Source organism: Methylobacterium ajmalii, assembly GCF_036448855.1.
Taxonomy (GTDB): domain Bacteria; phylum Pseudomonadota; class Alphaproteobacteria; order Rhizobiales; family Beijerinckiaceae; genus Methylobacterium; species Methylobacterium ajmalii.
The window spans coordinates 1-23,957 of the sequence record NZ_JAZFXT010000038.1; the positions used below are offsets into that span (position 1 = coordinate 1).

Annotated in this window: 19 protein-coding genes; 9 read left to right on the forward strand and 10 right to left on the reverse strand. The window is 71.7% G+C overall.

All coding sequences use genetic code 11. The annotated features are described in order from the left end of the window. Positions 1 to 325: 325 nt before the first annotated feature. The gene (locus V3T34_RS16660; protein ID WP_060847418.1) at positions 326 to 925 is read right to left on the reverse strand and encodes a L,D-transpeptidase; all 600 of its coding nucleotides are present in this window, start codon (positions 923 to 925) and stop codon (positions 326 to 328) included. Positions 926 to 1,121: 196 nt separating this feature from the next. Between V3T34_RS16660 and V3T34_RS16665 the strand changes: the two genes are divergently transcribed. Next, positions 1,122 to 2,051 carry a histone deacetylase family protein gene (locus tag V3T34_RS16665; RefSeq protein ID WP_305079207.1) on the forward strand — a complete coding sequence of 310 codons (930 nt, stop codon included), beginning with the start codon at positions 1,122 to 1,124 and terminating at the stop codon, positions 2,049 to 2,051. Between the two features lie 119 nt (positions 2,052 to 2,170). On the opposite strand, the gene ribB is transcribed toward V3T34_RS16665, so the two are convergent. Next, positions 2,171 to 3,265, reverse strand: coding sequence for a 3,4-dihydroxy-2-butanone-4-phosphate synthase (ribB, locus tag V3T34_RS16670; RefSeq protein WP_407942722.1), 1,095 nt, complete (start codon positions 3,263 to 3,265; stop codon positions 2,171 to 2,173). A gap of 274 nt (positions 3,266 to 3,539) precedes the next feature. Further along, positions 3,540 to 4,667: a chorismate synthase gene (aroC, locus tag V3T34_RS16675; protein WP_305079206.1), complete on the reverse strand. Its 1,128-nt coding sequence runs from the start codon at positions 4,665 to 4,667 to the stop codon at positions 3,540 to 3,542. 309 nt (positions 4,668 to 4,976) lie between these two features. Here aroC and V3T34_RS16680 point away from each other — a divergent pair, with 309 nt between their 5' ends. Next, on the forward strand, positions 4,977 to 8,837 hold the full coding sequence (locus V3T34_RS16680) for a glycosyltransferase (protein ID WP_305079205.1): 3,861 nt from the start codon (positions 4,977 to 4,979) through the stop codon (positions 8,835 to 8,837). A 180-nt stretch (positions 8,838 to 9,017) separates the two neighbouring features. Here the strand turns inward: V3T34_RS16680 and V3T34_RS16685 are convergent, their stop codons facing one another. After that, positions 9,018 to 9,509 (reverse strand): hypothetical protein, encoded by a 492-nt coding sequence (locus V3T34_RS16685; protein ID WP_305079204.1) that lies wholly within the window; start codon positions 9,507 to 9,509, stop codon positions 9,018 to 9,020. Positions 9,510 to 9,785: 276 nt separating this feature from the next. Here V3T34_RS16685 and V3T34_RS16690 point away from each other — a divergent pair, with 276 nt between their 5' ends. The 4 genes from V3T34_RS16690 (at position 9,786) to rimM (ending at position 12,822) form a co-directional block, all read left to right on the forward strand. Further along, entirely contained in the window at positions 9,786 to 10,007 is a 222-nt protein-coding gene (locus tag V3T34_RS16690) for an eL24 family ribosomal protein (protein ID WP_060847413.1), read from the forward strand. A 19-nt stretch (positions 10,008 to 10,026) separates the two neighbouring features. Then, positions 10,027 to 11,658, forward strand: a complete 1,632-nt coding sequence (gene ffh, locus V3T34_RS16695; RefSeq protein ID WP_305079203.1) for a signal recognition particle protein — start codon at positions 10,027 to 10,029, stop codon at positions 11,656 to 11,658. Positions 11,659 to 11,732: 74 nt separating this feature from the next. Further along, entirely contained in the window at positions 11,733 to 12,089 is a 357-nt protein-coding gene (gene rpsP, locus V3T34_RS16700; RefSeq protein WP_060847411.1) for a 30S ribosomal protein S16, read from the forward strand. A gap of 10 nt (positions 12,090 to 12,099) precedes the next feature. Further along, the gene (gene rimM, locus V3T34_RS16705) at positions 12,100 to 12,822 is read left to right on the forward strand and encodes a ribosome maturation factor RimM (RefSeq protein ID WP_305079202.1); all 723 of its coding nucleotides are present in this window, start codon (positions 12,100 to 12,102) and stop codon (positions 12,820 to 12,822) included. Positions 12,823 to 12,956: 134 nt separating this feature from the next. Here rimM and V3T34_RS16710 read toward each other — a convergent pair whose 3' ends face one another. From V3T34_RS16710 to V3T34_RS16725, 4 genes are all read right to left on the reverse strand, one after another. Further along, a complete protein-coding gene (locus tag V3T34_RS16710) occupies positions 12,957 to 13,385 on the reverse strand; it encodes a Ros/MucR family transcriptional regulator (RefSeq protein ID WP_060847410.1) in 429 nt (142 codons plus the stop codon). A gap of 362 nt (positions 13,386 to 13,747) precedes the next feature. Continuing rightward, positions 13,748 to 14,728: a cation diffusion facilitator family transporter gene (locus V3T34_RS16715; RefSeq protein WP_091890678.1), complete on the reverse strand. Its 981-nt coding sequence runs from the start codon at positions 14,726 to 14,728 to the stop codon at positions 13,748 to 13,750. A gap of 145 nt (positions 14,729 to 14,873) precedes the next feature. After that, positions 14,874 to 17,888 (reverse strand): hybrid sensor histidine kinase/response regulator, encoded by a 3,015-nt coding sequence (locus tag V3T34_RS16720; protein ID WP_305079201.1) that lies wholly within the window; start codon positions 17,886 to 17,888, stop codon positions 14,874 to 14,876. A 10-nt stretch (positions 17,889 to 17,898) separates the two neighbouring features. Further along, entirely contained in the window at positions 17,899 to 18,945 is a 1,047-nt protein-coding gene (locus V3T34_RS16725; RefSeq protein WP_305079200.1) for an HD-GYP domain-containing protein, read from the reverse strand. A 268-nt stretch (positions 18,946 to 19,213) separates the two neighbouring features. Here V3T34_RS16725 and V3T34_RS16730 point away from each other — a divergent pair, with 268 nt between their 5' ends. Further along, a complete protein-coding gene (locus tag V3T34_RS16730; protein WP_060847407.1) occupies positions 19,214 to 19,561 on the forward strand; it encodes a DUF6481 family protein in 348 nt (115 codons plus the stop codon). 180 nt (positions 19,562 to 19,741) lie between these two features. Here V3T34_RS16730 and V3T34_RS16735 read toward each other — a convergent pair whose 3' ends face one another. After that, positions 19,742 to 20,239 carry a Ros/MucR family transcriptional regulator gene (locus tag V3T34_RS16735; RefSeq protein ID WP_305079199.1) on the reverse strand — a complete coding sequence of 166 codons (498 nt, stop codon included), beginning with the start codon at positions 20,237 to 20,239 and terminating at the stop codon, positions 19,742 to 19,744. 491 nt (positions 20,240 to 20,730) lie between these two features. Continuing rightward, a complete protein-coding gene (locus V3T34_RS16740) occupies positions 20,731 to 21,315 on the reverse strand; it encodes a DUF2147 domain-containing protein (protein WP_305079198.1) in 585 nt (194 codons plus the stop codon). A 344-nt stretch (positions 21,316 to 21,659) separates the two neighbouring features. Between V3T34_RS16740 and V3T34_RS16745 the strand changes: the two genes are divergently transcribed. Then, positions 21,660 to 21,806 carry a hypothetical protein gene (locus tag V3T34_RS16745; protein WP_175540078.1) on the forward strand — a complete coding sequence of 49 codons (147 nt, stop codon included), beginning with the start codon at positions 21,660 to 21,662 and terminating at the stop codon, positions 21,804 to 21,806. Between the two features lie 198 nt (positions 21,807 to 22,004). After that, a complete protein-coding gene (locus V3T34_RS16750; RefSeq protein WP_305079208.1) occupies positions 22,005 to 23,828 on the forward strand; it encodes a cation:proton antiporter domain-containing protein in 1,824 nt (607 codons plus the stop codon). Positions 23,829 to 23,957: the final 129 nt, after the last annotated feature.

A 23,957-nucleotide genomic window follows, 5' to 3' on the forward strand; every position in this document is an offset into this window, starting at 1 on the left:
TCGCGCACGTCCTCCAGGCCGATGGTGCCGGCGGCGAGGATACGGTTGCAGAAGTGTTGCAGCGAAGCGTTGATCATCTGTCCATGCCTCCCCGGCCTTTGTTGTGCCGGTGCTTGTCCCTGTATGAGGAGGACTATGCGGGGCGGGAGGGCTTCGACAGGTTAACGGCGGGATCTGAATCCCTGTTCAGGTTAAAGCCCGGCAACGGGACGGCGTTGCCAAAGCGTTGCGATGACCGGGCGAATGCAAGCCGGCATGGTTCCCGGCAGACCGGATCGTCTGCCGGGAAGCGGCCCCCTACGGGGCCCGGTCAAGAGGGCCCGGCCTACCGCACGATCACCCGGGCATCCGCGCCGACCCGGTTGTACAGGTCGACCACGTCGATGTTGCGCATGCGGATGCAGCCCGAGGACGCCGCCTGGCCGATCCGCTCCGGCTCGTTGGTGCCGTGGATGCGATAGAGCGTGTCCTTGCCGGAGCCGTCCGCCAGATAGAGGGCGCGGGCGCCGAGCGGATTGGCGGGGCCGCCCTGCATCGCGTGGACGTGGGGCCAGCGCTTGATCATCTCGGCCGGCGGGTGCCAGTCCGGCCAGGCGGCCTTGCGGAAGATTCGCGCCGTGCCGTTCCAGCCATAGGCCTCGTCGCCCACAGTGACGCCGTAGCGGATCGCCTTGCGGTCGGGCAGGACGTAGTAGAGTTGGCGCTCCTTGGTCTCGACCACGATGGTGCCGGGCGCCTCACCGGTCGGGTCCTCGATCATGTAGCGGGCGAAGCGCCGGTCGATCTCGGGCTCCGGCACCATCGCCATCCACTCCTTGTCCTTCGCGGACAGTTCGGGATCGGGGGTTGCCTTGTACATGCAGCCCGGCAGCGCCAGGAGGGCCCCCGTCAGAACGAGCGCGAGTGCGGGGCGGGGGCGGCGCATCGGGAGAGAACCTTGTCGAGCAGGCGAATCAGTCTCCCTCGACGGTAAAGCGTGGCCGTTGGGGCGCGAAGCGCGGACCCGCCCCGCTGTGAACGATGCCGGCCGTGTGTTGCGTCCGGGCCATGGCCCTGCCACGGTGCCGGCCAGGGATGGGCCGTCGCACGACCGGCCCGGGGGAACGCGCGAAGCGGGCACGATGACGACGCTCTATCTCTGCCATCCGGCCTCCCTCGACCACGACACGCCGCCGGGCCACCCCGAGCGGGCCGACCGCATCCGGGTGATCGAGCGGGCCCTGGAGGACGAGCGCTTCGCCGCCCTCGTGCGCGAGCAGGCACCGCTCGCCGATTTGTCGGTCGCGGGGCTCGCCCATCCGGAGAACTACGTCGCGGCGATCGCGGCGGTAGCGCCGGACGAGGGGCTGGTCGGCATCGATTCCGACACGGTGATGTCCCCGGGCTCGCTGGAGGCGGCGCGCCGGGCGCTCGGGGCCGCCGTGCGCGCCGTCGACGAGGTGATGGAGGGCCGCGTCGCCAACGCCTTCGCGGCGATGCGCCCGCCCGGCCACCACGCCGAGCGCGAGCGCGCCATGGGCTTCTGCCTGTTCAACACCGCGGCCGTCGCGGCGCGCCACGCGCGCCGGCACCACGGCGCCGCCCGGGTCGCGCTGGTCGACTGGGACGTCCACCACGGCAACGGCTCGCAGGACATCTTCTGGGACGATTCGAGCGTGCTCTACGCCTCGACCCACCAGATGCCGCTGTTTCCCGGCACCGGTGCCCCCTCCGAGCGCGGCGAGCACGACACCATCGTCAACGTGGCGCTGCATGCGGGCGACGACGGCGACGCCTTCCGGGAGGCCTTCAGCCACGGCGTGCTGCCCCGCCTCGAGGCCTTCCGGCCCGACCTGATCGTGATCTCGGCCGGGTTCGATGCCCATTGGCGCGACCCGCTCGCCAACCTGAAGCTGACCGAGGCCGACTTCGCCTGGGCGACCCGGGCGGTGATGGAGGTGGCGGACCGCCGCTGCGGCGGCCGGGTCGTCTCGCTGCTCGAAGGCGGCTACGACCTCGTCGGACTGTCGAAGTCGGTCGCCGCCCATGTCGAGACGCTGATGGGGCGGTGACCAGGCCCGCGGCGGGCCCGGACCTTCGCTGACCTTCCGGACGGTCAGCCCGAGGCCCGCCGTGGCGGCCCCGGGACGACGGACGCGGCGCGGCGAACGGCAGGCGGGGGCGGACGCCCCTACCCTTCCAGCGGCTCGTCGCCGACCATCTCGATGCCGAAGCCGGACAGGCCGACATAGGACCGCGCCGCGCTCGAGATGTTGCGGATCGAGACTACGCCGAGGTCGCGCAGGATCTGGGCGCCCAGGCCCACCTCGCGCCACTGGCGGACGCGGGCGGCCTCGGCGCCGTCCTCGCCGGCCCCGTCGGGCAGTTGCGACAGCGGCACGCCGGCGGTGCCGTCGCGCAGGTAGACCAGCACGCCGCGGCCCTCCTGGGCGAAGCGGCGCATCACCGCCTCGATGGTGCGGCCGCCCTCGATCACGTCCGCCACCACGTTCGAGCGATGCAGCCGCACCAGCACGTCGCGGCCCTCGCCGATGCGGCCGTGCACGAAGGCGAATTGCTGCATCGGCTCGAACGGCGTGGTGTAGGCGTAGCCGGTCATCTCGCCCCACTCGGTCTTGACCGGGAAGGTGCCGACCCGCTCGACCAGCTTCTCGCGCGCCTGGCGGTAGGAGATCAGCTCGGCGACCGAGATCTGCTTGAGGCCATGCTTCTCGGCGAAGGCCGTGATCTGCGGCCCCTTCATCACGGTGCCGTCGTCGTTGGCGAGCTCGCAGATCACCCCGACGGGCGGGAGCTTGGCCAGCCGGCACAGGTCGACGGCGGCCTCGGTATGGCCGGAGCGCATCAGCACGCCGCCGTCCTTGGCGATGAGCGGGAAGACGTGGCCCGGGCGCACGAAATCCGTAGCGCCCATGTTGCCGTTGGCGAGCGCCCGCACGGTGTTGCAGCGCTGCTCGGCCGAGATGCCGGTGGTCAGGCCGTGCTTGACGTCGACCGTGACCGTGAAGGCGGTGCCGAGCGGCGCGTCGTTCGAGGCGACCATCGGCTCGAGGCGCAGGCGCTTGGCCTCCGCGACGGTGATCGGCGCGCAGACGATGCCGCAGGTGTTGCGGATGATGAACGCCATCTTCTCCGGCGTGCAGAGCGAGGCGGCGACGACGAGGTCGCCCTCGTTCTCGCGGTCGTCGTCGTCGGTGACGACCACGATCTCGCCGCGGGCGAAGGCGTCGAGGGCCTCGATGATCGATGCGTGGGACACGGGCATCTCCTGCCGCGAGGGGCCAAGCCCCGAGGGGACGAGCCCCAGGAAGTCGTTGGGGGTGACGGCGCCGCCGGTCGCCTGCGCCACGGCGGCCGCCGTCTCCCGCGAGAGCCAGGGCTCGGGATTGTTGCACAACCCCGTCACCGCCGCCGGGGAGAGCCCGCAGCGCCGCGCGAAGTCGATGCGGGTCACGCCCTGCTGCCGGAGCCAGTCGCCGAGTTTCACGACCCCGTCATAGACCCACGACGATTTCAGTCCAACTGAAATCGTCGTGATTTCACTCCGGCTGAAACGCCGGCGTGGTGCCAGGCTCGGTCCCGACCTGCGCCCGGTGGCGCAGGAGGTGGTCGGCGAGCACGCAGGCCATCATCGCCTCGCCCACCGGCACAGCCCGGATGCCGACGCAGGGGTCGTGCCGGCCCTTGGTCAGCACGTCGACCGGACGGTTGTCGCGGGTGACGCTCGCCCGCGGGGTCAGGATCGAGGAGGTCGGCTTGACGGCGAAGCGGCAGACCAGGGGCTGGCCGGTCGAGATGCCGCCGAGCACCCCGCCGGCATGGTTGGCGACGAAGAACGGCCGACCGTCGTTGCCGGGCCGCATCTCGTCGGCGTTGTCCTCGCCCCGCAGGGCGGCGGCCGCGAAGCCGTCGCCGATCTCGACGCCCTTGACGGCGTTGATCGACATCATGGCGGCGGCGAGATCCGCGTCGAGCTTGCCGTAGATCGGCGCGCCGAGGCCGACGGGCACGCCCTCGGCCACCACCTCGATCACCGCGCCGACCGACGAGCCGGCCTTGCGGATGCCGTCGAGATAGGCGGCCCACTCCGCCGCCGCGGTCGCGTCCGGGCAGAAGAACGGGTTGTTCTGCACCTCGTCCCAGTCGAAGCGGGCGCGGTCGATCGCGTGCGGGCCGATCTGCACCAGGGCACCGCGGATCGTGACCCCGGCCAGTACCTTGCGGGCGACGGCCCCGGCCGCCACCCGCGCCGCGGTCTCGCGGGCCGAGGAGCGGCCGCCGCCGCGATAGTCGCGGATGCCGTACTTGGCGTCGTAGGCGTAGTCGGCGTGGCCCGGCCGGTAGCTGTCGCGGATCTCGGAATAGTCCTTCGAGCGCTGGTCGACGTTCTCGATCATCAGCGCGATCGGCGTGCCGGTGGTGAGCTGGTGCCCGCCGGTGCGCTCGTCGGCGAAGACGCCCGAGAGGATGCGGACCTGGTCCGGTTCCTGGCGCTGGGTGGTGAAGCGCGACTGGCCCGGCCGGCGCCGGTCGAGGTCGGCCTGGATCTCCGCCACGTCGAGCGGGATCAGCGGCGGGCATCCGTCGACGACGCAGCCGAGGGCCGGCCCGTGGCTCTCGCCGAAGGTGGTGACGCGGAAGAGGTGGCCGAAGCTGTTATGCGACATCGTGGGTCTGCGAGAAATGGCGCCGCCGCTCTAGAGCATTTTGCGCCGCACGGGAAATCGCCCCGCGGGCCGGCTGCTGCGCGCGTCGCGCGCGCCGTCACGGAGCCGGCGTTCCCGCGGACCCCGCGCGCTTGACATCGTCTCGGCCCGGCCCGTACATCCACTCGTTTTTGCAGTGCGAAAGAGCTGTTTCATCGGGAAATACAGGCAAGGATTGCACGGGCAGCCATCCTTGTTCCCGATCGGCACCTTCAAGACAGTATTGATCAGAGATATTCCACGACGCGATCGGTGACAGCGAGGGGCGACATGAATTTTTTCAGGCTACCGCGGCTCGGCGCGCGCAAACGTGACACCGCGCTCGACGTGACGTTTTATCGGGATTACTACGCCGACATGCACGGTGCGACGGACGACGAGATCGTCACGCACTGGAAGGAGTTCGGACGCAAGGAGGGGCGGTTCGGCAGCGAGGCGCTCGCCCGCGCCGCCGTCGCGGCCGACGGCACGCTGCCCAAGGACTTCGACGCCGGGACGTATCTGCGCCTGAATCCCGACGTCGCCACGGCGGTCCGGTGGGATTTCGAGGCGGCCCTCCATTACATCGAGCACGGCCGGGCGGAGAACAGGCTCTACGGCGCGCCGTCCGAGGCGGCCGGGTCCGCGCCGGCCGGCCTGCCGCGGGGCTTCAACCTCGCGAGCTACGTCGCCGCCAATCCCGACATCGCCCGCGCGATCCCGTCGACGGCCGGGCGGCTGAAGCACTACCACGAACACGGCCGGGCCGAGAATCGCAGCCACACGCCCCTCTACTACGAGGCGGAGCTCATTCTCCAGCTGTACGGCGTCTCGGTGCCGCGCGGGCTGCCGCCCGCGGATGCCGTGGCGCTCGTCCGGCAGCACCTGCAGACGCCTGTCGACCAGCTCGTGTATTTCAACGAGGAGGAGATCGCCTGCAATCACGGGGTCAACACGCCGTGCTTCCGTGACTATTTCGACCATAATTTTTATCAATATAAATACATCAAGCAGGTCGGCAAGTTCCTCAACAAGGCCGAATGCATCCGCCATTTCTGTGAGATCGGCCAGTACGAGCAGCACGACATCTCGCTCGAGGGCGCTTTCGACGACGATTTCTTCCGCGCCGAGTATGGCGGCGACGACGCCCTGGCCGGGACGACGCGCAAGGAGCGCTACGAGCTCTGGCTGAGGAGCGGCCGGGACGCGCCGTACTGGCCGAACCTGACCGTGCTCGTCCGCTTCGTCCACGAGGCGAAGCTGCCGCGGGCGGTCGCCTCCTTCGTCGCGGCCCGGCTCGCGGCGGGCGAGGACGATCCCGCGACGCCCAGCCGGGTCGTGCGGGATCTGATCGAGTGGACGCAGGATGCGGGCGATCCCGCCTCCGCCGGCTTCCTGGTCGATGTCGGCGACGCGCGCGCCAAGCAGGGCCGAAGCGCCGAGGCCGCCGAACTGTATGTCCGCGCGCTCAACCAGATTCCCACGCACTCGCGCGCCCTCAACCACCGGGCCGACCTGATCCACCGCGGCGGCAATCTCGCCCTGGCCACGCGCCTGCGCCGCCACGTCGTGGCGATCGACGCCAGCAACGAGTGGACCTTCCTGCATCTCGCCAACGGCCTGATCGAGCTCGGAGAGACCGAGGCTGCGGCGGGCGCCATGGCGGCGGGGGTGGCGAAATATCCGGGCGACGTCGGCCTGCGCCTGCGACTGCGCGAGATCCGGGAGAAGGCCTTCTACGACGTCTGGGAGAAGAGCGCGGATATCGCCCTCTCGGCGGGTTACGACGAGGCCCGCGCGCAGGTGACCGCGGCGGCGCGCTCCCTCGCCCGGGACGGCGAGCGGCCTGTCGGCACCGGCCGCGTCCGCCGGGTCGCCGTCTACGCCAATTGCGATCTCGCGCAATGCCGCTTCTACCGCGTCGACCAGCGCGCCGAGCAGCTCGCGGCGGCCGGTTACGAGGTCGAGGTCTACGACTACACCAAAGATCACGGCCGCTACATGGCCGACCTGATCCGGACCGACTACACGATCTTCTATCGGGTGCCCGCCTTCCCGAATGTCGTCGACGCCATCACGAAGACCGCCGAGCTCGGGATCGTGACGATCTACGACATCGACGACCTGGTGTTCGACTCGCAGTATTTTCCGCCGGGGCTCGAGACCTATGTCGGCCTGATCGACGCGCGCCAGCACGCATCGATGGCCTGCGGCGTCTGCCTGTTCGCGGAAGCCGCCGCGCTGTGCGATTACGGCATGGCCTCGACGCCGAGCCTCGCCCGGCACCTGGAGCGCCGGGTCCGTACCGGGACGGTGTTCCACCAGCCGAACGCCCTGAGCAGCCCCCACCTCGTCAGCATGCAGGGCGAGGCGACCTCGTCTCGCGACGCCGTCACGATCTTCTACGGTTCGGGCACCAAGGCCCACAAGCTCGACTTCGAGCGGCTGATCGAGCCGGCTCTCGCGCGCCTGTTCGAGACCCATGGCGGGCGCATCCGCATCGTGGTGATCGGCGAGATCACGGTCTCCGACCTGCTGCGGCCCTGGTCCGACTACATCATCGCGTCCCGGCCGATCGCCAACGTGGCGTCGTACTGGGACCTGCTGCGCGAGGCCGACATCAACATCTCGGTGCTGGTGCCGGACGTGTTCAACGACTGCAAGAGCGAGATCAAGTGGATGGAGGCCGCGATGTTCGGCATCCCGTCCGTGGTCAGCAGCACGCAGACGCATCGCGAGGTGATCGTCGAGGGCGAGACCGGCTTCCTGTGCGAGACGAGCGACGCGTTCCACGCCGCCCTCGACCGCCTGGTCCGCTCGCCCGAGGACCGGGCCCGGATCGGCGCGGCGGCCAAGCGCGTCGTGGTCGAGCGCTACGGCCTCGAACGCCAGGCCCGCGGCCTGGCCGAGATCATCGACCGCACGACGGCACGCCAACTCGCGCCGCGCCGCAAGCTCGTCATCGTCAACGTATTCTACCCGCCGCAGGCCATCGGCGGCGCGACGCGGGTGGTCCACGACAACGTCCGCTCGCTGCGCACCATCCTGGGGCCCGAGTGGCAGATCGACGTGATCTGCACCCTTGAGGGCGGCTCGACCCCCTACGCTCTCGACTGGTACATGCGCGACGGCGTGCGGGTGTTCTGCATCACCGCCGCGATCCACCCGGACATCGACAGCTTCGTCGAGGACCCCGAGATGGGCCGCGTCTTCGACCGCGTCCTCGACCGGATCGTGCCGGACCTGATCCACTTCCACTGCATCCAGCGGCTGACCACGTCCTGCGTCACCACGGCGATCCGCCGCCGCATCCCCTACCTGATCACGATGCACGACGGCTGGTGGATCTCGCCGAACCAGTTCCTGACCAACGGCAACCGGGTGGTCGAGACCTACGACTACAGCGGCAAGGCCTCGCTCGACACCTTCATGAGCGACGGCTACGCGCGCGCCCGGACGCTGTTGCGCTGCCTGAAGGGCGCCGCCCGCGTGCTGACCGTGTCGCAGCCCTTCGGCGACCTGTGCCGGAAGGTCGGCCTCTCGGAGATCGAGGTGGTCGAGAACGGCGTCTCGCGCTTGCCGGAGGTGACGCGGACCGAGAGCCCGACCGGCCGGGTGCGCCTCGGCTTCATCGGGGGACTGGCCGACCACAAGGGCTACGGCCTGATCCGCAACGTGATCCGCAACGAGCCGTTCCGGAACCTGAGCCTGCTGCTCATCGACCACGCCATGCATCCGACCGAGCAGGTGAGCGAGGAGTGGGGCAGCGTGCCGGTCACGATCCGGGGCAAGTTCCCGCAATCGAGCGTCGGGGGCCTCTACGCGGCCATCGACGTGCTGCTGGCGCCCTCGGTCTGGCCGGAGAGCTACGGCCTGGTGACCCGGGAAGCGGTCGCCTCGGGATGCTGGGTCGTGGCCTCGAACCGGGGCGCGGTCGGCGACTGCATCGCCGAGGGCCGAAACGGCTACGTCGTCGACGTGTCTGACGAGACCGGGCTGCTGGCGGCGTTGCGCTTCATCGACGAGAACCCGGAGATCCACCTGCGCGTGCCAGATTTCACGGCACCGATCCGGACCGCGCACCAGCAGGCGGAAGAGCTCGCGGTGATCTACGGCGAGGTGCTCGACGCGGCCCCCGCGACGCCGGCCTGAGCCCCGGGCGAGGCGGCCGAAGGGCGGGCTCCTCCGGTCGCTGTCGGCGGCGACGCGGCCGACGCGGCCGACGAGCGGCGCCGCAGGGCCCCCCGAAACGCAACGCCCCGGCATCGATGCTCGATGCCGGGGCGTTGCGTTCTGCGGCCGGGCGCGGGCGTTCCCGGCCGGGTTCGGGCGTCAGCGGCGCTGGAACAGCGGCTGGGCCAGGGCCTCGGCCCGGGCCATCCACAGGTCGCGCTCGGCCCGCAGCTCCTCGGCCTTGTCGACCTCCTGCTGCACGTGGGAGCGCAGGGCGCGCAGCTCGTCGGCCAGCATCGACTGCAGCTCGTCGTAGCGCGCGTTCTCCTGGCGCAGCCGCGCCTTGAGCATCATGTTCTCGGCCATTAGGGCGGCGAGGTCGTCGTCCTCGCCGCGCAGGCCCGGCATCTCGATGTCCGGTCCCGCGGCGGGCGCCTTGACGGCCTCGGCCGCGGTGGTGGTCTTGGCGACCTCGGCCGGGGCGACGATGCGCGGCTCCCAGGCCGCCTGGGCCTCCGCCTGGCGGCGCGGCGCGCCGTGGGCCTGATCGGCGGCGTCGATCCGCGAGAGGGTCGCGAGCCAGTCCTGGAGCGGGCCCTGGGCCGGCCGCGGCGCGGCGGTGGTCTGCGTCTTCAAAGCGGGTTCGGACACGCCGCGTCTCCTGCAAATCTTGCTCGCGAGTTAACGGCGAGATGGTTAAGAACCGGTAAACACGCCTCTGCCCCGACGTCCCGTGTCTGTCCCGCCTTGACATCGCGGGCGGCGGCCGGTAGGCCGCGCCACTCAAGGACGAGGTCTCGTCCCGACGCCGACCGGCCCGTGAGGCCGGAGGTCAACGCCCGACAGCGCGATGCGCCCTCGGGCGCGACTTGCGTTGGGCGAATCCTCGTGACCCGCCACCCCGACGGGCGGACCGCAGGAGACCGGATGACCAGGACCGACCCCCAGCCGTTGCGCATCGAGGACGCGGTGAACGAGCTCTGCCCCTGGTCGGGCAAGCCGGTCGCGGCCGACTCGCTGACGCTCTACAACGGCGCGGTCGTCGGCTTCTGCAATCCCGATTGCCGCGACAAGTTCGAGCGGGCGCTGAACCACTTCGAGGGTGCCCTCCAGGCCCGGCGCGCCGCCTCCGCGGGCGTAGACGAATAATCCCCGGAGACTGACGCGCATGTTCGAAGGCCTCTCCGACCGTCTCTCCGGCATCCTGTCCGGGCTGACCCGCCGCGGCGCCCTGACCGAGGCCGACGTCACCGCCGCCCTGCGCGAGGTGCGCCGCGCACTCCTGGAGGCCGACGTCGCCCTCGAGGTCGTGCGCTCCTTCACCGAGAAGGTGCGCGAGCAGGCGGTCGGCGCCGTCGTGCTGAAGTCGGTGACGCCCGGCCAGATGGTCGTAAAGATCGTCAACGACCAGCTCGTGGCGATGCTGGGCGGCGAGGCGGGGGTCATCGACCTCAACGCCCCCGCCCCCGTCGGCATCCTGATGGTCGGCCTCCAAGGCTCGGGCAAGACCACCACGACGGCGAAGATCGCCCGGCGCCTGACCCAGCGCGACAAGCGCCGGGTGTTGCTCGCCTCCCTCGACACCCGCCGCCCGGCCGCCATGGAGCAGCTGGCGGTGCTGGCGAAACAGGTCGGCGTCGAGTCGCTGCCGATCGTCGCCGGCCAGTCGGCGGTGCAGATCGCCAAGCGCGCCATGGAAGCGGCGCGGCTGGGCGGCTTCGACGTGGTGATGCTCGACACCGCCGGCCGCGTCACCCTCGACGAGGCGCTGATGCAGGAGGCCGCCGACGTCAAGGCGGCCACCAACCCGCACGAGGTGCTGCTCGTCGCCGACGCGCTGACCGGCCAGGACGCGGTCAACACGGCGCGCGCCTTCGACGAGCGCCTCGGCGTCACCGGCATCGTGCTCACCCGCATGGACGGCGATTCCCGCGGCGGTGCGGCGCTCTCGATGCGCGCCGTCACCGGCAAGCCGATCAAGCTCGTCGGCACCGGCGAGAAGGTCGACGCGCTGGAGGAGTTCCATCCGGCCCGCGTCGCCAACCGCATCCTCGGCATGGGCGACATCGTCTCGCTCGTCGAGAAGGCGGCCGAGACCATCGACCAGGAACAGGCCCTCCGCGTCGCCGAGAAGATGCGCAAGGGCAAGTTCGACCTCGACGATCTGTCGATGCAGCTCGCCCAGATGGAGAAGATGGGCGGCATCGGCGGCCTGATGGGCATGCTGCCCGGCATGGGCCAGATCAAGAAGCAGGTCGAGGGCGCCAACCTCGACGAGAAGATGTTCAAGCGCCAGCGCGCCATCATCTCGTCGATGACCCCCGAGGAGCGCCGCAACCCCGACGTGCTCAAGGCCTCGCGCAAGAAGCGCGTGGCGAAGGGTGCCGGCGTCGACGTCTCGGAGATCAACAAGCTCCTCAAGATGCACCGCACCATGGCCGACATGATGAAGGCCATGGGCTCGGGCAAGCGCGGCATCGGCCAGGCGCTCGGCAGCATGTTCGGGCTCGGCGGCGGCGGCATGGGGGGCGGAATGGGCCCCCTCGGCAAGATGATGGGCGGCATGCCCCAGCCCACCCCCGAGATGCTCGCCGAGCTGCAGAAGTCGCTGCCGCCCGGCACCTCCCTTCCGCCGATGCCTCCGGGCCTCGGCGGTCCCAAGGCGCCCGGCCAAGCCGGCAAGCTGCCGGCAGGCCCTGCCGGTAAGGCGCCCCCCGCCGCTCCCGGCCTGCCGGGCTTGGGCGGCAAGCTCCCGGGCCTGCCCGGCCTCGGCGGCCTCCCCTTCGGCAAGAAGAAGTAGGCGGCACGGGGTTCTTCAGGCCCTACCCGCCCGCATCGTCGAACGATCCTTCAACCTCAGACAGGAAGAGACCCATGTCCCTCAAGATCCGCCTCACCCGTGGCGGCGCCAAGAAGCGCCCGTACTACCGCATCGTCGTCGCCGACGCCCGCGCGCCGCGCGACGGCCGCTTCATCGAGAAGGTCGGCGCCTACGACCCGATGAAGCCCAAGGACGATCCGGCCCGCGTCGTCCTTGAGACCGAGAAGGTCCAGGCCTGGCTCGCCAAGGGCGCCCAGCCGACCGACCGCGTCCTGCGCTTTCTCGACGCCGCCGGCCTCGCCAAGCGTCCGACCCGCAACAACCCGCAGAAGGCCGAGCCCGGCACCAAGGCCAAGGAGCGCGCCGCCGCCCGCGCCGAGAAGGCCGGCGCCGCCGATTCGGCCGAGTAAGACCTCCGCCATGGCGCGCCGTCCCGACGCCCGCCCCCCGGGCGGCCGGGTCCCCAAAGGACCCGGCCGCGGGGGCTCCGACCCGCGCCGGGGCGCCGGCGCGCCCGCGCACGATCCGCGCTCCGGGGCCGAGCCCCGGGGCGCCGCCCCTCCGGCCGGACCGGTGCGGATCGACCGGATCGCCGGCGACCCCGCTTTCGTCCTGCTGGGGGAATGCGGCCGCGCCCACGGCCTGCGGGGCGAGGTCCGGCTGAAATCCTACACCGCCGACCCGGCCGCGATCGGGTCCTACGGGCCGCTCACCGGGGCCGACGGCCGCCGGGTCGAGATCCTGTCCCTGCGACCCGCCGCGGGAGCCCACGACATCCTGATCGCCCGCATCGCGGGCATTGCCGGCCGCGACGATGCCGAGAGCCTGAACCGCCTCGCCCTCTACGTCGCCCGCGACCGCCTCGGCGCGCCGGAGGAGGAGGACGAGTTCTTCACCGCCGACCTCGTCGGCCTCGCCGTCGTCGACCGCGCCGGCAACCCCGTCGGCACCGTGAAGGCGGTACCGAACTACGGCGGCGGCGACCTCCTGGAGATCGCGCCGGCCTCCGGCGGCAGCCCGGCCCTCCTGCCCTTCACCAAGGCCTTCGTGCCGGAGATCGACGTCGCGGGCCGCCGGGTCGTCGTCGAGCCGCCCGAGGACCTGTTCGCCCCGGCCGCGCCGCGGGACCCCGACGCCCCCTGAGCCGGGAGGCCGTCCGCCCGTATCCGGCCCACCGGGCCCCTGAAGGATCCGCAAGAAAAAGCCTGCCGGGCCGAGGGCCGGGCAGGCTTCGTTCGTTTCCGGGCGGCGGTCGGAAGACCGTCCGCCTGCGCGGCCTACCGACCGCGGTTCTTGCGCTGCTGGCCGAGGCCGGAGCTCTTGGCGAGCTCGGAGCGCTGGGCGGCATAGGTCGCGGCGACCATCGGGTAGTCGTGCGGCAGGCCCCACTTCTGGCGGTACTGGTCCGGTGACAGTCCGCGGGTCGTCAGGTGGCGCTTGAGCGACTTGTAGGGCTTACCGTCCTCGAGGCTGATGATGTAGTCGGGCGTGACGGTCTTGCGGATCGGCACCGGCGGCGTGGGCTTCTCGGGCTCGGGGGCCGGCGGGGCGGCGACGCGCTCGAGCGAGGCGTGGACGGCCGCGATCAGGCTTCCCAGCTCTCCGACCGGAACCGAATTCTTCGACACGTAGGCCGACACGATATCGGCCGTGAGCATGACGAGCTCGCCCGGCTCCTGGTCGTGAGTTTCCACGTCTGACATCATTGGGTTTCCGCTTCGAGAGTGTGATGGACGGCGGCGTCGGAGCAGGCCGGTCCGGGTCCGCACCGCCACTCGGTCTTCTTGGGAGCCGTTGCGCACGAGGCCCTCACAGAGCACCGCCCGATCCCACAGAATCGTTGGCAAGTCTTTCGCGCAATCGCAAGCTGGCATCAGCAACGCGGCGATGAAATCAGGTAGTTCCTGTGGATTTCATACAGATGCAACCAATTGTAATATACTCAAGGTTGCAAAACGCGACCTGAATTCGCGGATAATTGTATAAACATCAACCGAGCGTCGTGTCGATCGAGCCACAGCTCTGTCGCCGGCCCGGATGCATGCGGGCACCCGGGCCGGCATCGGGGTCACGCCGCCGGGACGGGCGACTGGCGCTCCGCCTGGCTGGCGGCGGCGTGACGGGCCTGGATCTCGATGAAGACGCGCCGGACCTTGGGGCTCCGGGCCTTCATCCGTGCCTCGAGCTGGCTGACCAGCCGCTCGATCTCGCCGCCGGTGAGCCGGTCGTCGATGTCGAGGCTGACATTGACCAGGATGTCGGCCGGCCCGAGATGCTGGGTCAGCACCTCGTTGACGTGGTTCACACCCGGCTCGGAGCGCACGATCTCTCGGATCGCCCCGACCAGCTCGGGCTCCGCCGCCTCGCCGACGAGGAGGCCGTGGGTCTCGATCATCAGGAAGATCGCCATGCCGATCAGGATCAGCCCGATCACGATCGAGGCCGCGCCGTCGTAGGCGGGCTGGTCCAGTGTCTCGGCAAGAACCACGCCGCCGATCGCCACGACGAGGCCAGTCAGCGCCGCCACGTCCTCGACCAGCACGGTGAACAGGGCCGGGTCCTTGCTGCGGCGGATCGCGGTGACCGGCGGCAGCTTGCCCTTCTCGCCCCAGAAAGCCTTCAGCGCGACGAAGCAGGAATACCCCTCCGCCGCGACCGCGAAGCCGAGGATCGCCAGATTGACGACGTAGCCCGGAATGGTGCGGCCGAGGATCACCGCGTCGGCGGCGGGCTCGGGGTGCTGGAGCTTGTGGATGCCCTCGTAGACCGCGAAGGCGCCGCCGCCGAGGAAGATCAGCAGGGCGACCAGAAAGGCGTAGAAGTAGACTTCGCGGCCGTAGCCGAAGGGGAAGCGCGCATCGGCCGGACGTTGCGCCCGCTTGAGGCCGACGAGGAGCAGGATCTGGTTGGCGGTGTCGACCACCGAGTGAACGCCCTCGGCCAGCATCGCGCTGCTGCCGGTGAAGAAGGCGCCGACGAACTTCGCCACGGCGATCGCCAGGTTGGCGCCCGCGGCGGTGTAGATCGCGCCGCTGCTCTCGTGGGCCATGGTCGTCTCGCGCTCCTCGGGGCTGGTTCCGCTTCGGGACGGCTGCCGACCCGCATCGAGCGTGGCCGTGGCCGGTCACATGGTAACGCTGCGGGATGCCGGAAGGGTCCGGCCGATCGGGCGCCGAAGGAGAGCGGGGCGCGGGTCAGGCCGCGTCGCGCAGGGCCGGCACCGGGGCCGGCAGGTCGAAGTGCCCGTAGAGAGCCGCGATGCTCGCCGCGAGCAGGCCGGCGAGCGGCGCGAGCGCCGCCTCGTCGGGGGCTCGTCCCTCGACCCGCGCCGCATGCTCGATGTCGCGCAGGTGCGCGGCCAGCGCGGCGGCGCCGACGTTGAGGCTCATCGACTTGAGCCCGTGCGCCGCCCGGGCGGCGGCCTCGGCGTCGTCGCCCGCCGCCCTGAGGGCGGACAGCCCGTCGGGGCCGTGGGCCGAGAACAGCCCGAGCACCCGCTCGACGAAGGCCGAACCGGAGCCCTCCGCCATCTCGGCGAGGCTCGCGACCGTATCGGGATCGAGGAGCGCGGCGGGTGGGCCGGCGGCCTCGGCCGCGAAAGCCGTCTCCGCCTCGGCGGCGACCGTCCCGTCCTCCCCGAGCGCGGCCGCGAGGGTGCGGGCGAGGTCGGTGAGCGTGAAGGGCTTGAGCAGCACCCCGTCCATCCCGGCCTCGCGCCAGGCCTCGGCCGACGTGCCGACCACGTGGGCGGTGGCCGCCACGATGGCGGTGCGGGGCGTCTCTTGCGCCGCCTCCCACTGCCGGATCGCCCGGGCGGCGTCGAAGCCGTCGAGGACCGGCATGCTGCCATCCATCAGGATCAGGTCGAAGGCGCCCTCGCGCGCCGCCTCGAGGGCGCGGTAGCCGTCCTCGACGGTAACCACGCGGGTAACGCCGAGGCGGCCGAGCGCCTCGACCGCGACCTCGCGGTTGACCGGGTTGTCATCGGCCACAAGCACCCGGGCGTGGGGGTAGCGCGGCAAGGCCGCGACCGGACCGGCCTCGGCGCCGATTCCCGCGAAGGCGCCGCCGGTGGCGAGCGCGGCGAGCGCCGGGCGCCACTCGGCCTGGGCGAGCGGCCAGCGCAGCAGGGCGTCGGCGAGGCCGGAGGAGAGCACCGCGGCTCCGCTCGGCTCGCCCATCGGCGCCAGCGCCACGACGCGGCCGGCCCCGGCCGGGCGGCGGCCGGCCCGGGCGAGGGCGGCGGCCTCGACGAGGTGGTGGGCGCCCTCCCCCGTCGCGGCCGAGGAGGCTTGCGGCACGAAGCCGGCCGCCCGCAGGCCCGCCGCGAGGGCGGTGCCGGTGGCGCTTCCCGACACCGCGACGACGACCGCCGGAACGACGTCCGGCGCCCGCGCCACCGGCTCGGCCGCGGCCAGGACCTCGAGCGGGATCTCGGCCCAGAAGGTCGAGCCGCGGCCGACCTCGCTCTCGACCCCGATCCGCCCGCCCATCGCGGCGACGAGGCGCTCGGCGATCGAAAGGCCGAGCCCGGTGCCGCCGAAGCGCCGGGTGGTCGAGCCGTCGGCCTGCGAGAAGGCGGAGAAGATAGTCGGCAGGATCTCGGCCGGGATGCCGATCCCGGTATCGGTGACGCTCAAGCGCAGGGCGGCCCCGGCCGCCCGGGTCTCGAGGCGCACGAGGACGTGGCCGGACTCGGTGAACTTGAGCGCGTTGTTGACGAAGTTGCCGAGGACCTGGCCGAGGCGCACCGGGTCGCCCGCGATCGAGAGCGGCACGTCGGCGGCCACGACCGCCGCGAGGTCGAGGTTCTTCGCCCGTGCCCGCTCGCCGAACAGCGTGACGACCGTGTCGGCGACCTCGGCCGGATCGAGGGCGATGCGCTCCAGCGTGAGCTTGCCGGCCTCGACCTTGGCGAAATCCAGGATGTCGTTGATGATCGCCAGCAGGCTCTGGCCGGAGCGGGCGATCACCTCGGCGTAGCGGCGCTGGCGCGCCGGCAGCTCGGCGGCGGCCAGCAGCTCGGCCATCACCAGCATGCCGTTCATCGGCGTGCGGATCTCGTGGCTCATGGTGGCCAGGAACGACGACTTGGCGCTGTTGGCGGCCTCCGCCGCCTCCTTGGCCTCGCTGAGATCCTGGGTGCGGTCGCTCACCTCCTGCTCCAGCCGGGCCTGGTGGTCGAGCAGGCGGTCGTCGCGCTCGCGCACCGTGTCGAGGAGCCCGTTGAAGCTGGTGGCCAGCCGGCCGACCTCGTCGTCGGCGACCTCAGGGATCGCGGCCCGGCGGCCGTAATCGTGGTTCTCCCGCACCGCATCCATGGTGCGGGCGAGCGCGGTGAGCGGCCGCGTCAGGGTGCGGCCGAGGCGCCAGGCCACCGCGAACCCGACCGCCATGGCGAGCGCCGCCGCCAGGAGGCCGTTGCGCACGACGCCGAGGAGGCGGTCGGCGAGCTCGGAGGCGTTGGCGATCAGGGTCACGCGGCCGACGACCCGGGTGTTCTCGACGACCGGCACGCTGACCTTGGCGGTGTAGACGAACAGCAGCTGGAACGGGCTGAAGCCGCCGTCGTCGAGGTCGATGTCGTCGGCGAGCCGCAGGCCGCTGCCCTGCTCGGCCAGCACCGAGCCGTCGGGACGGGTCAGCCCGGCATAGACGACGCCCTTCACCTCCCGGATCGCCCGCAGGGCCGCGTGGGCGCCGGCCACGTCGTCGGCCGCGGCCGCGCCGGCGGCGGCGGCCGCGAAGACGCCGGCGAGGTCGGTCAGCGCCCGGCGGGTGTCGGTGGCGTAGCGGTTGGTCTCCTGCCAGCCGCCGATCACCGTGCCGGCGGCGAGCGCGACGATCACCGCGCCGAGCACCGCTCGGCCGAGGCGCACCGCGAGGCTGCGGGTGCCGCGCCCCCGGGACGCCGGGGCCTCGGCCGGGCGGTGCTCGGCATGCCCCCCGGCATGCCCCTTGGCATGCCGTTTGGCCGGTCCGGACCGGGGCGTGGCCGCCGGCGCGATGCCCGCAGCGTCGCGGCGGCGTACGAACCGGAAGCGGCCGCCGGGCGCGGCGGATCCCTTGGTCACCGTGCGGTCGGCCAGGCGCTCCGGCGCCGGCGCGGCCGTCTCCTCGGCGGGGCGGATCAGTCGGGCGCGCAGGTCCCGGTTCTGGCTCGGTCCAGGATTTTCCGGCTCCATGGCCGCCCCCGCCCCGTCGCTCACCGCACCCACCTCACGCCGCCCGGCTCGCGGCCTGGCCGACGAGGGCGGCGACGGCGTCCCAGCGGGACAGGAAGGCCTCGACCACCGCCGGGTCGAAATGCGCGCCGGATTCCCGCAGCAGGAAGGCGTGGGCGGCCTCGAGCGTCCAGGCGCGCTTGTAGGGCCGGTCGCTCGTCAGGGCGTCGAACACGTCCGCCACGGCGACGATGCGGCCGGCCAGCGGGATGGCGGGCCCGGCAAGGCCGTTGGGGTAGCCCGTGCCGTCCCAGCGCTCGTGGTGGCTGACCGCGATCTCGGCGGCGAGGCGCACGACGTCGGACGAGCTGTTGGCGAGGATCCGCGCGCCGCGCTCGGCGTGGCGCTCCATCTCCCGCCGCTCCTCGGTGCTCAGGGGGCCGGGCTTGAGCAGGATCGCGTCGGGAATCGCGATCTTGCCGACGTCGTGCATCGTCGAGGCGAGGCTGATCAACCGGCACTGGTCGGGCGGCAGGCCGAGGGCCTCGGCGATGAGCACGGTGTAGTTCGCCACCCGGGCGACGTGATCGCCGGTATCGGTGTCGCGGTGCTCGGCGGCGCGCATCAGCACGGTGACGATCTCGCGCTCGCGCGCCTCGACCAGGGCGACGGCCGCCGCGACCTCCTCGGCGAGCCGGGCCGATTGCGCCGCCTCGGCCTTGTGGGCGCGGCGCAGGGCCAGCAGGTTGGTGACGCGGGCCCGGATCTCGACCGGGTCGACGGGCTTGTTGACGAAGTCGGTGGCGCCGGCCTCCAGGGCGGCGCGGCGCAAGGCGCGCTGGTCGAAGCTCGTCACCATGACGATCGGCACGTGGGCGAAGCCCGGCAGCGCCCGCAAGCCCCGGATCACCGCGAGGCCGTCCATGCCCGGCATCTCGTAATCGGTCAGGACGATGCCGATCTCGTCGGTATGGGCCGCCGCGCAGGCCAGGGCGTCGGCCGGCCGCGTGAAGCTCTCGGGCCGGCATCCCGCGATCGGCCGCAGCGCCTCGAGCATCAGCAGGTTGTTCAACTCCGCATCGTCGAGGACGATCGCACGCATGAGGTCTCCTCCGGCGAGAGCTCGCCCCCGCCCCGCCATGTTGCCGGGGAAACCTTGACAACTCACCCCCGCGGGGCGGCGTTTTCGCGCGATCGGGCGCCGATCCGCCGGTTTGCGGCGTCAGAGGCTTTGAAAACCGGGCGCGAGCGGCGTAGAGCACGTGCGGCGGCCCCGCGACCCCGGAGCGGCGGCTGGACAGCCCCTCACACTTCCCGGCGCGGCACGAGACGGGCGCGCCTTCGCACGCAGGACAGACGAGACCAACACGATGGCCGGCTTCAAGGACCAGAACTTCAACGACCGGCGGAGCACGTCCGCGGACGCGAAGAAGGCCCTGCTGGAGAGGTTCCGGGCCCGGCCCGCCGCCGACGACCCGGAGATCCAGGCGCGCCTGGCGGAGCGCCAGAAGATCGCCGAGGCCCGCGCCGCCCGCACCGCCGAGCGCGAGGCCGCCAAGCAGGCCGAGGCCGAGCGCCGCGCCGCCGAGGAGGCCGAGGCCAAGGCCCAGGCCGAGCGCGAGGCCGCCGAGGCGGCGGAGCGCGAGGCGGCCATGGAGATCGAGCGCAAGGCGGCCCGCGACGCCCGCTACGCCGCCCGCAAGGCGCGCCGCAAGTAGGCGCCGCCCGGACGCGCAAACGGCCGCCCCGAGGGACGGCCGCCGACGTCTTCTCCACCCGCCGGGATCGCTCCCGGCGGGTTTTTCGTGCGCTCGCGCCTCATGCGGTTTCCGGGCGCTCGCTCCGGCGCCGCGCGGGCGGTTGATACCGTTTCCGGAAGCGATCTTCCGGAGGCGGTATCACTCGCCCTTGCGCGGACGGCCACGGCGGGCCGGGGTCGCCACGGCCTCGCTGGCGCTCTCGGCCGCGAGGCGGGCCGCCGCCGCGCGGTCGCGCCGGATCTGGCCGAGCCCGAGGGTCTTGGCGAGCTCGGAGCGCTGGGCGGCGTAGGTCGCGGCGACCATCGGGTAGTCGTGCGGCAGGCCCCACTTCTGGCGGTACTGGTCCGGGGACAGCCCGCGGGTGGTCAGGTGGCGCTTGAGCGACTTGTAGGGCTTGCCGTCCTCGAGGCTGATGATGTGGTCCGGCGTGACGGTCTTGCGGATCGGCACCGGTGGCGTGGGCTTCTCGGGCTCGGGGGCCGGCGGGGCGGCGACGCGCTCGAGCGAGGCATGGACGGCCGCGATCAGGTTCGCGAGCTCTCCGACCGGAACCGAATTCTTCGACACGTAGGCCGACACGATATCGGCCGAGAGATTGATCAGGTGCGAGGTCGGCGCCAGTTCGTCAGTGCTCATGAAGCTCCCCCTTTTTGAAAAACTTCTTTGCACATGTCGCCAAATTTCCTAACAGTCAATGAAAATTTTTATTTCCGAGTAGATTGTAACGGATAAGCGGGCCGCCGACACATTTTCCAGGGTGCCGCTGCTTATGAAAACGGCGCTTCATTGCCAATGGGCGGTTGTATATCGAACGATTGCTCATTGGTTGGTCCCGGCACTGACACGGCTGGGCAAAGCGAAGCCGATCCCGCACATCCGTGACAGGAAGACAGTTCCGCAGACAAGATTCCTGCAAGATCAATACTATCGGTTGCAATCCGTGCCGGCGAACCCGTCCGGCAGTGGCATCGGCATGCCGACGACGATCGCGCCTAAAGTACAACTTCAAGGTGCATTCGGGGCAGCCGGCCGTCGGCATGAAAAAAGGGCACCCGCCGCTTCCGGCGGGTGCCCTCGGGCCGCCTTGCGGCGGCGGGGGAAGCGACGCGCGGGCGCGCGCCGCGCGGTCAGGGCTTCGGCGCGGAGGCCGGGGTCGCGGGCTTGCCGGCCGCCGGGGCAGGACCGGCGGCCTTCGGAGCCGCGGCCCATTCGGGATCGGGCCGCGGGCCGTTCGGCGCGCCGGTCGCGGCGGTGAGCTGCCCCGCCGCGGTGTCGTTGGCGCGGGTCCAGGTCTGCGAGCCGCACAGGAAGCCCATCAGGCAGCCGCGGACGTTGAGCTCGCCGGCCTCCTCGGTCCAGATCGTGACGTCGTAGAGCTTGCCGTCGTCGGCGTTGTAGATCTGGCCCTCGTAGCGGTTATCCGCGTTGGGCTTGAGGCCCATGATGAGCTGGTGGCCGAGGGCCGGCCGGCCGCGCTTCTTGGCGTCGACGTTCTTGAAATCGACCCGCGGCTGGCCCTTGTCGTCGTTGGGAGTCTTGAGCCAGACGGCGTAGCCGCAGATCCGGTCGGTGCGGCTCGGGCACTTCTCGATCCGGATGCGGGCGCGACCGTCCTCGGTCAGCCAAGTCCCGCTCGGGTCTTTGGGGGAGGCGAGCGCCCCCGCCGAGGACAGGCCGAGGGCCACGAGCGCCCCGGTCAGGACCTTCTTCATCTTGTACACCCTCGTCTGGCGGCGCGGTCCGCCCATACCGTGATCCGTCGCTGATGCCGCATCGCGCGGCCGGATGCCAGAGGCCGGCCCATTGCGTCGGAATCGTGGGCGGCCGGGACGGACATGCTGCCTCACGGCGGGATGTCACATGGCCGGCCGCTCCTGCGGCGAGCTAGAGCAGCGACGCCGGGCGGCAACCCGCCCGGACCGAACACCGCCGAATTCGACCGTCGCGATCTCGATTCCCGCGATGCCGAGGCCGGCTGTCTCGATGCCTGCGACTTCGATTGCCGCGATTTCGACTGCCGCGCCGCGGCGTCCCGCATCACCGCCAAGGCTGCCGCATGTTCACGACCGAGCTTCTCGTGATGACCTCCGCCACCCTCGGGGCGATCGTCATCGTGCTCGCCGCCCGGCCGGGCGTCAGCCTGCGCGCGAGCCTGCCGCGGCTGCCCCGCACCGCCGCCGCCCGTCGCCCCGTCGGGCGCTAGAGCCGGGCGCCGGCCGGGTCTCGCGGGAGGTCTTGCGCGGGAGCCTCGGGCGGACGGCGCCGCCCGTCCGGGAATTGCGGGGAGAGCGGCCGGTTTTTCGTGCGGTGCAGCACCGCGGGAACCCGCAAAGGCTGCTAGACTTCGGGACATGGAATGCCGCGCCCTCGCGGCGCCCTGCCCCGAGGAGCCTTCCCGACCGTGCCGCACGCCTCCGAGCTGATCGCCATCATCGCCCTCGGGCTCGTCTTCGCGTTCGTCGGCGGCATGCTCGCGCAGCGTCTGAAGCTGCCGCCCCTGGTCGGATACCTGCTCGCCGGCGTCGCGGTCGGCCCGCACACGCCGGGCTTCGTCGGCAACGCGGAGCTGGCCGGGCAGCTCGCCGAGATCGGCGTGATCCTGCTGATGTTCGGCGTCGGCCTGCACTTCTCGATCGGCGACCTGATGTCGGTGCGCGCCATCGCGCTGCCCGGCGCCGTGGTGCAGATCGCGGTCGCGACCGTGATGGGGCTGGCCTTGAGCTTCGCCTGGGGCTGGGGGCTGGGCGCCGGCCTCGTCTTCGGCCTCGCCCTGTCGGTCGCCTCGACGGTGGTGCTGCTGCGGGCGCTGGAGGAGCGCGGGCTCCTCGATTCCGACAAGGGGCGCATCGCGGTCGGCTGGCTCATCGTCGAGGACCTGGCGATGGTGCTGGCCTTGGTGCTGCTGCCGGCGCTCGCCGGCCCGCTCGGCGACGAGAGCGCCGGGGCGGCGCACGGCATCGCCGGCGACGGCAACATCTGGCTCACCCTCGGGCTTACCTTCGCCAAGGTGACGGCCTTCGCGGTGGTGATGCTGGCGGGCGGGCGCCGGGTGGTGCCGTGGATCCTCGACCAGGCCGCCCGCACCGGCTCGCGCGAATTGTTCACACTGGCGGTGCTGGCGCTGGCCCTCGGCATCGCCTTCGGGTCGGCCGAGCTGTTCGGCGTCTCCTTCGCGCTCGGCGCCTTCTTCGCCGGCATGGTGCTCGCCGAATCCGACCTCAGCCACCAGGCGGCCGCCGACTCGCTGCCGCTGCAGGACGCCTTCGCGGTCCTGTTCTTCGTCTCGGTCGGCATGCTGTTCGACCCGACGATCCTCCTGCGCGAGCCGCTCGCCGTGCTCGCCACCCTGGCGATCATCCTGGTCGGCAAGTCGCTCGCCGCGGTGGCGATCGTGCTGGCCTTCCGCCACCCTTTGTCCACGGCGCTGACCATCGCGGCGAGCCTCGCCCAGATCGGCGAGTTCTCGTTCATCCTGGCGAGCCTCGGCATCGGCCTGAAGCTCCTGCCGCCGGAAGGGCGCGACCTGATCCTGGCCGGCTCGCTCCTCTCCATCACCCTCAATCCGCTGATCTTCGGCGCGCTCAGCCGCCTCGCCGGCTTCGTCGAGGCGCGCCCGGGCCTCGCCGCCCGGTTCGAGCGCGGCGGCGAGCAGATCGCGGTCTCGGCCCACGCCAAGGGCCGGGAGGGGCACGCGGTGGTGGTCGGCTACGGCCGGGTCGGCGGCGCGATCGGCAAGGCGCTGGCGGCCTGGGAGCTGCCCTTCGTCGTGGTCGAGCGCGACCGGCGCCGGGTCGAGGAGCTGCGCTCCGCCGGCATCGCGGCGGTGTTCGGCGATGCCGGGGCCCCCGGCATCCTCGACGCCGCCGATATCGGGCGGGCGCGCCTCCTCGTCGTGGCGAGCCCGGATTCGCACCAGGCCCGCCGCCTGATCGAGATCGCCCGCGAGGCCAATCCGGGCATCGACACGGTGGTGCGCACCCACAGCGACACCGAGCGGCGCAACCTCGAGGAGGAGAAGGTCGGCCTGGTGCTGATGGCCGAGCGCGAGGTCGGCTTCGGCATGGCGCTCTACGCCCTGCGCAGCCTCGGGCTCGGCGAGGGCGAGGCGCGGCTGTTCATCGATACCAGCCGGGCCGAGAGCCGCGCCGAGCCGGTCGCCGAGGCCGAGCCCGAACTCGGCGCCCCGGAACTGCGGCCGCACCGCGAGGCGCCGGCGGAGTCGTGACGCCGGCGCGCAACCCGGCTTCCCGCGCGTCCCCGTCGAGCCGGTAAGATCTTGCGTCGTTCGGTCGGCTCACCTTCGGCGCCGTGGCGTGCTATCCAGGGTGACGGAGCCCGATTCGCTCATCAAGAT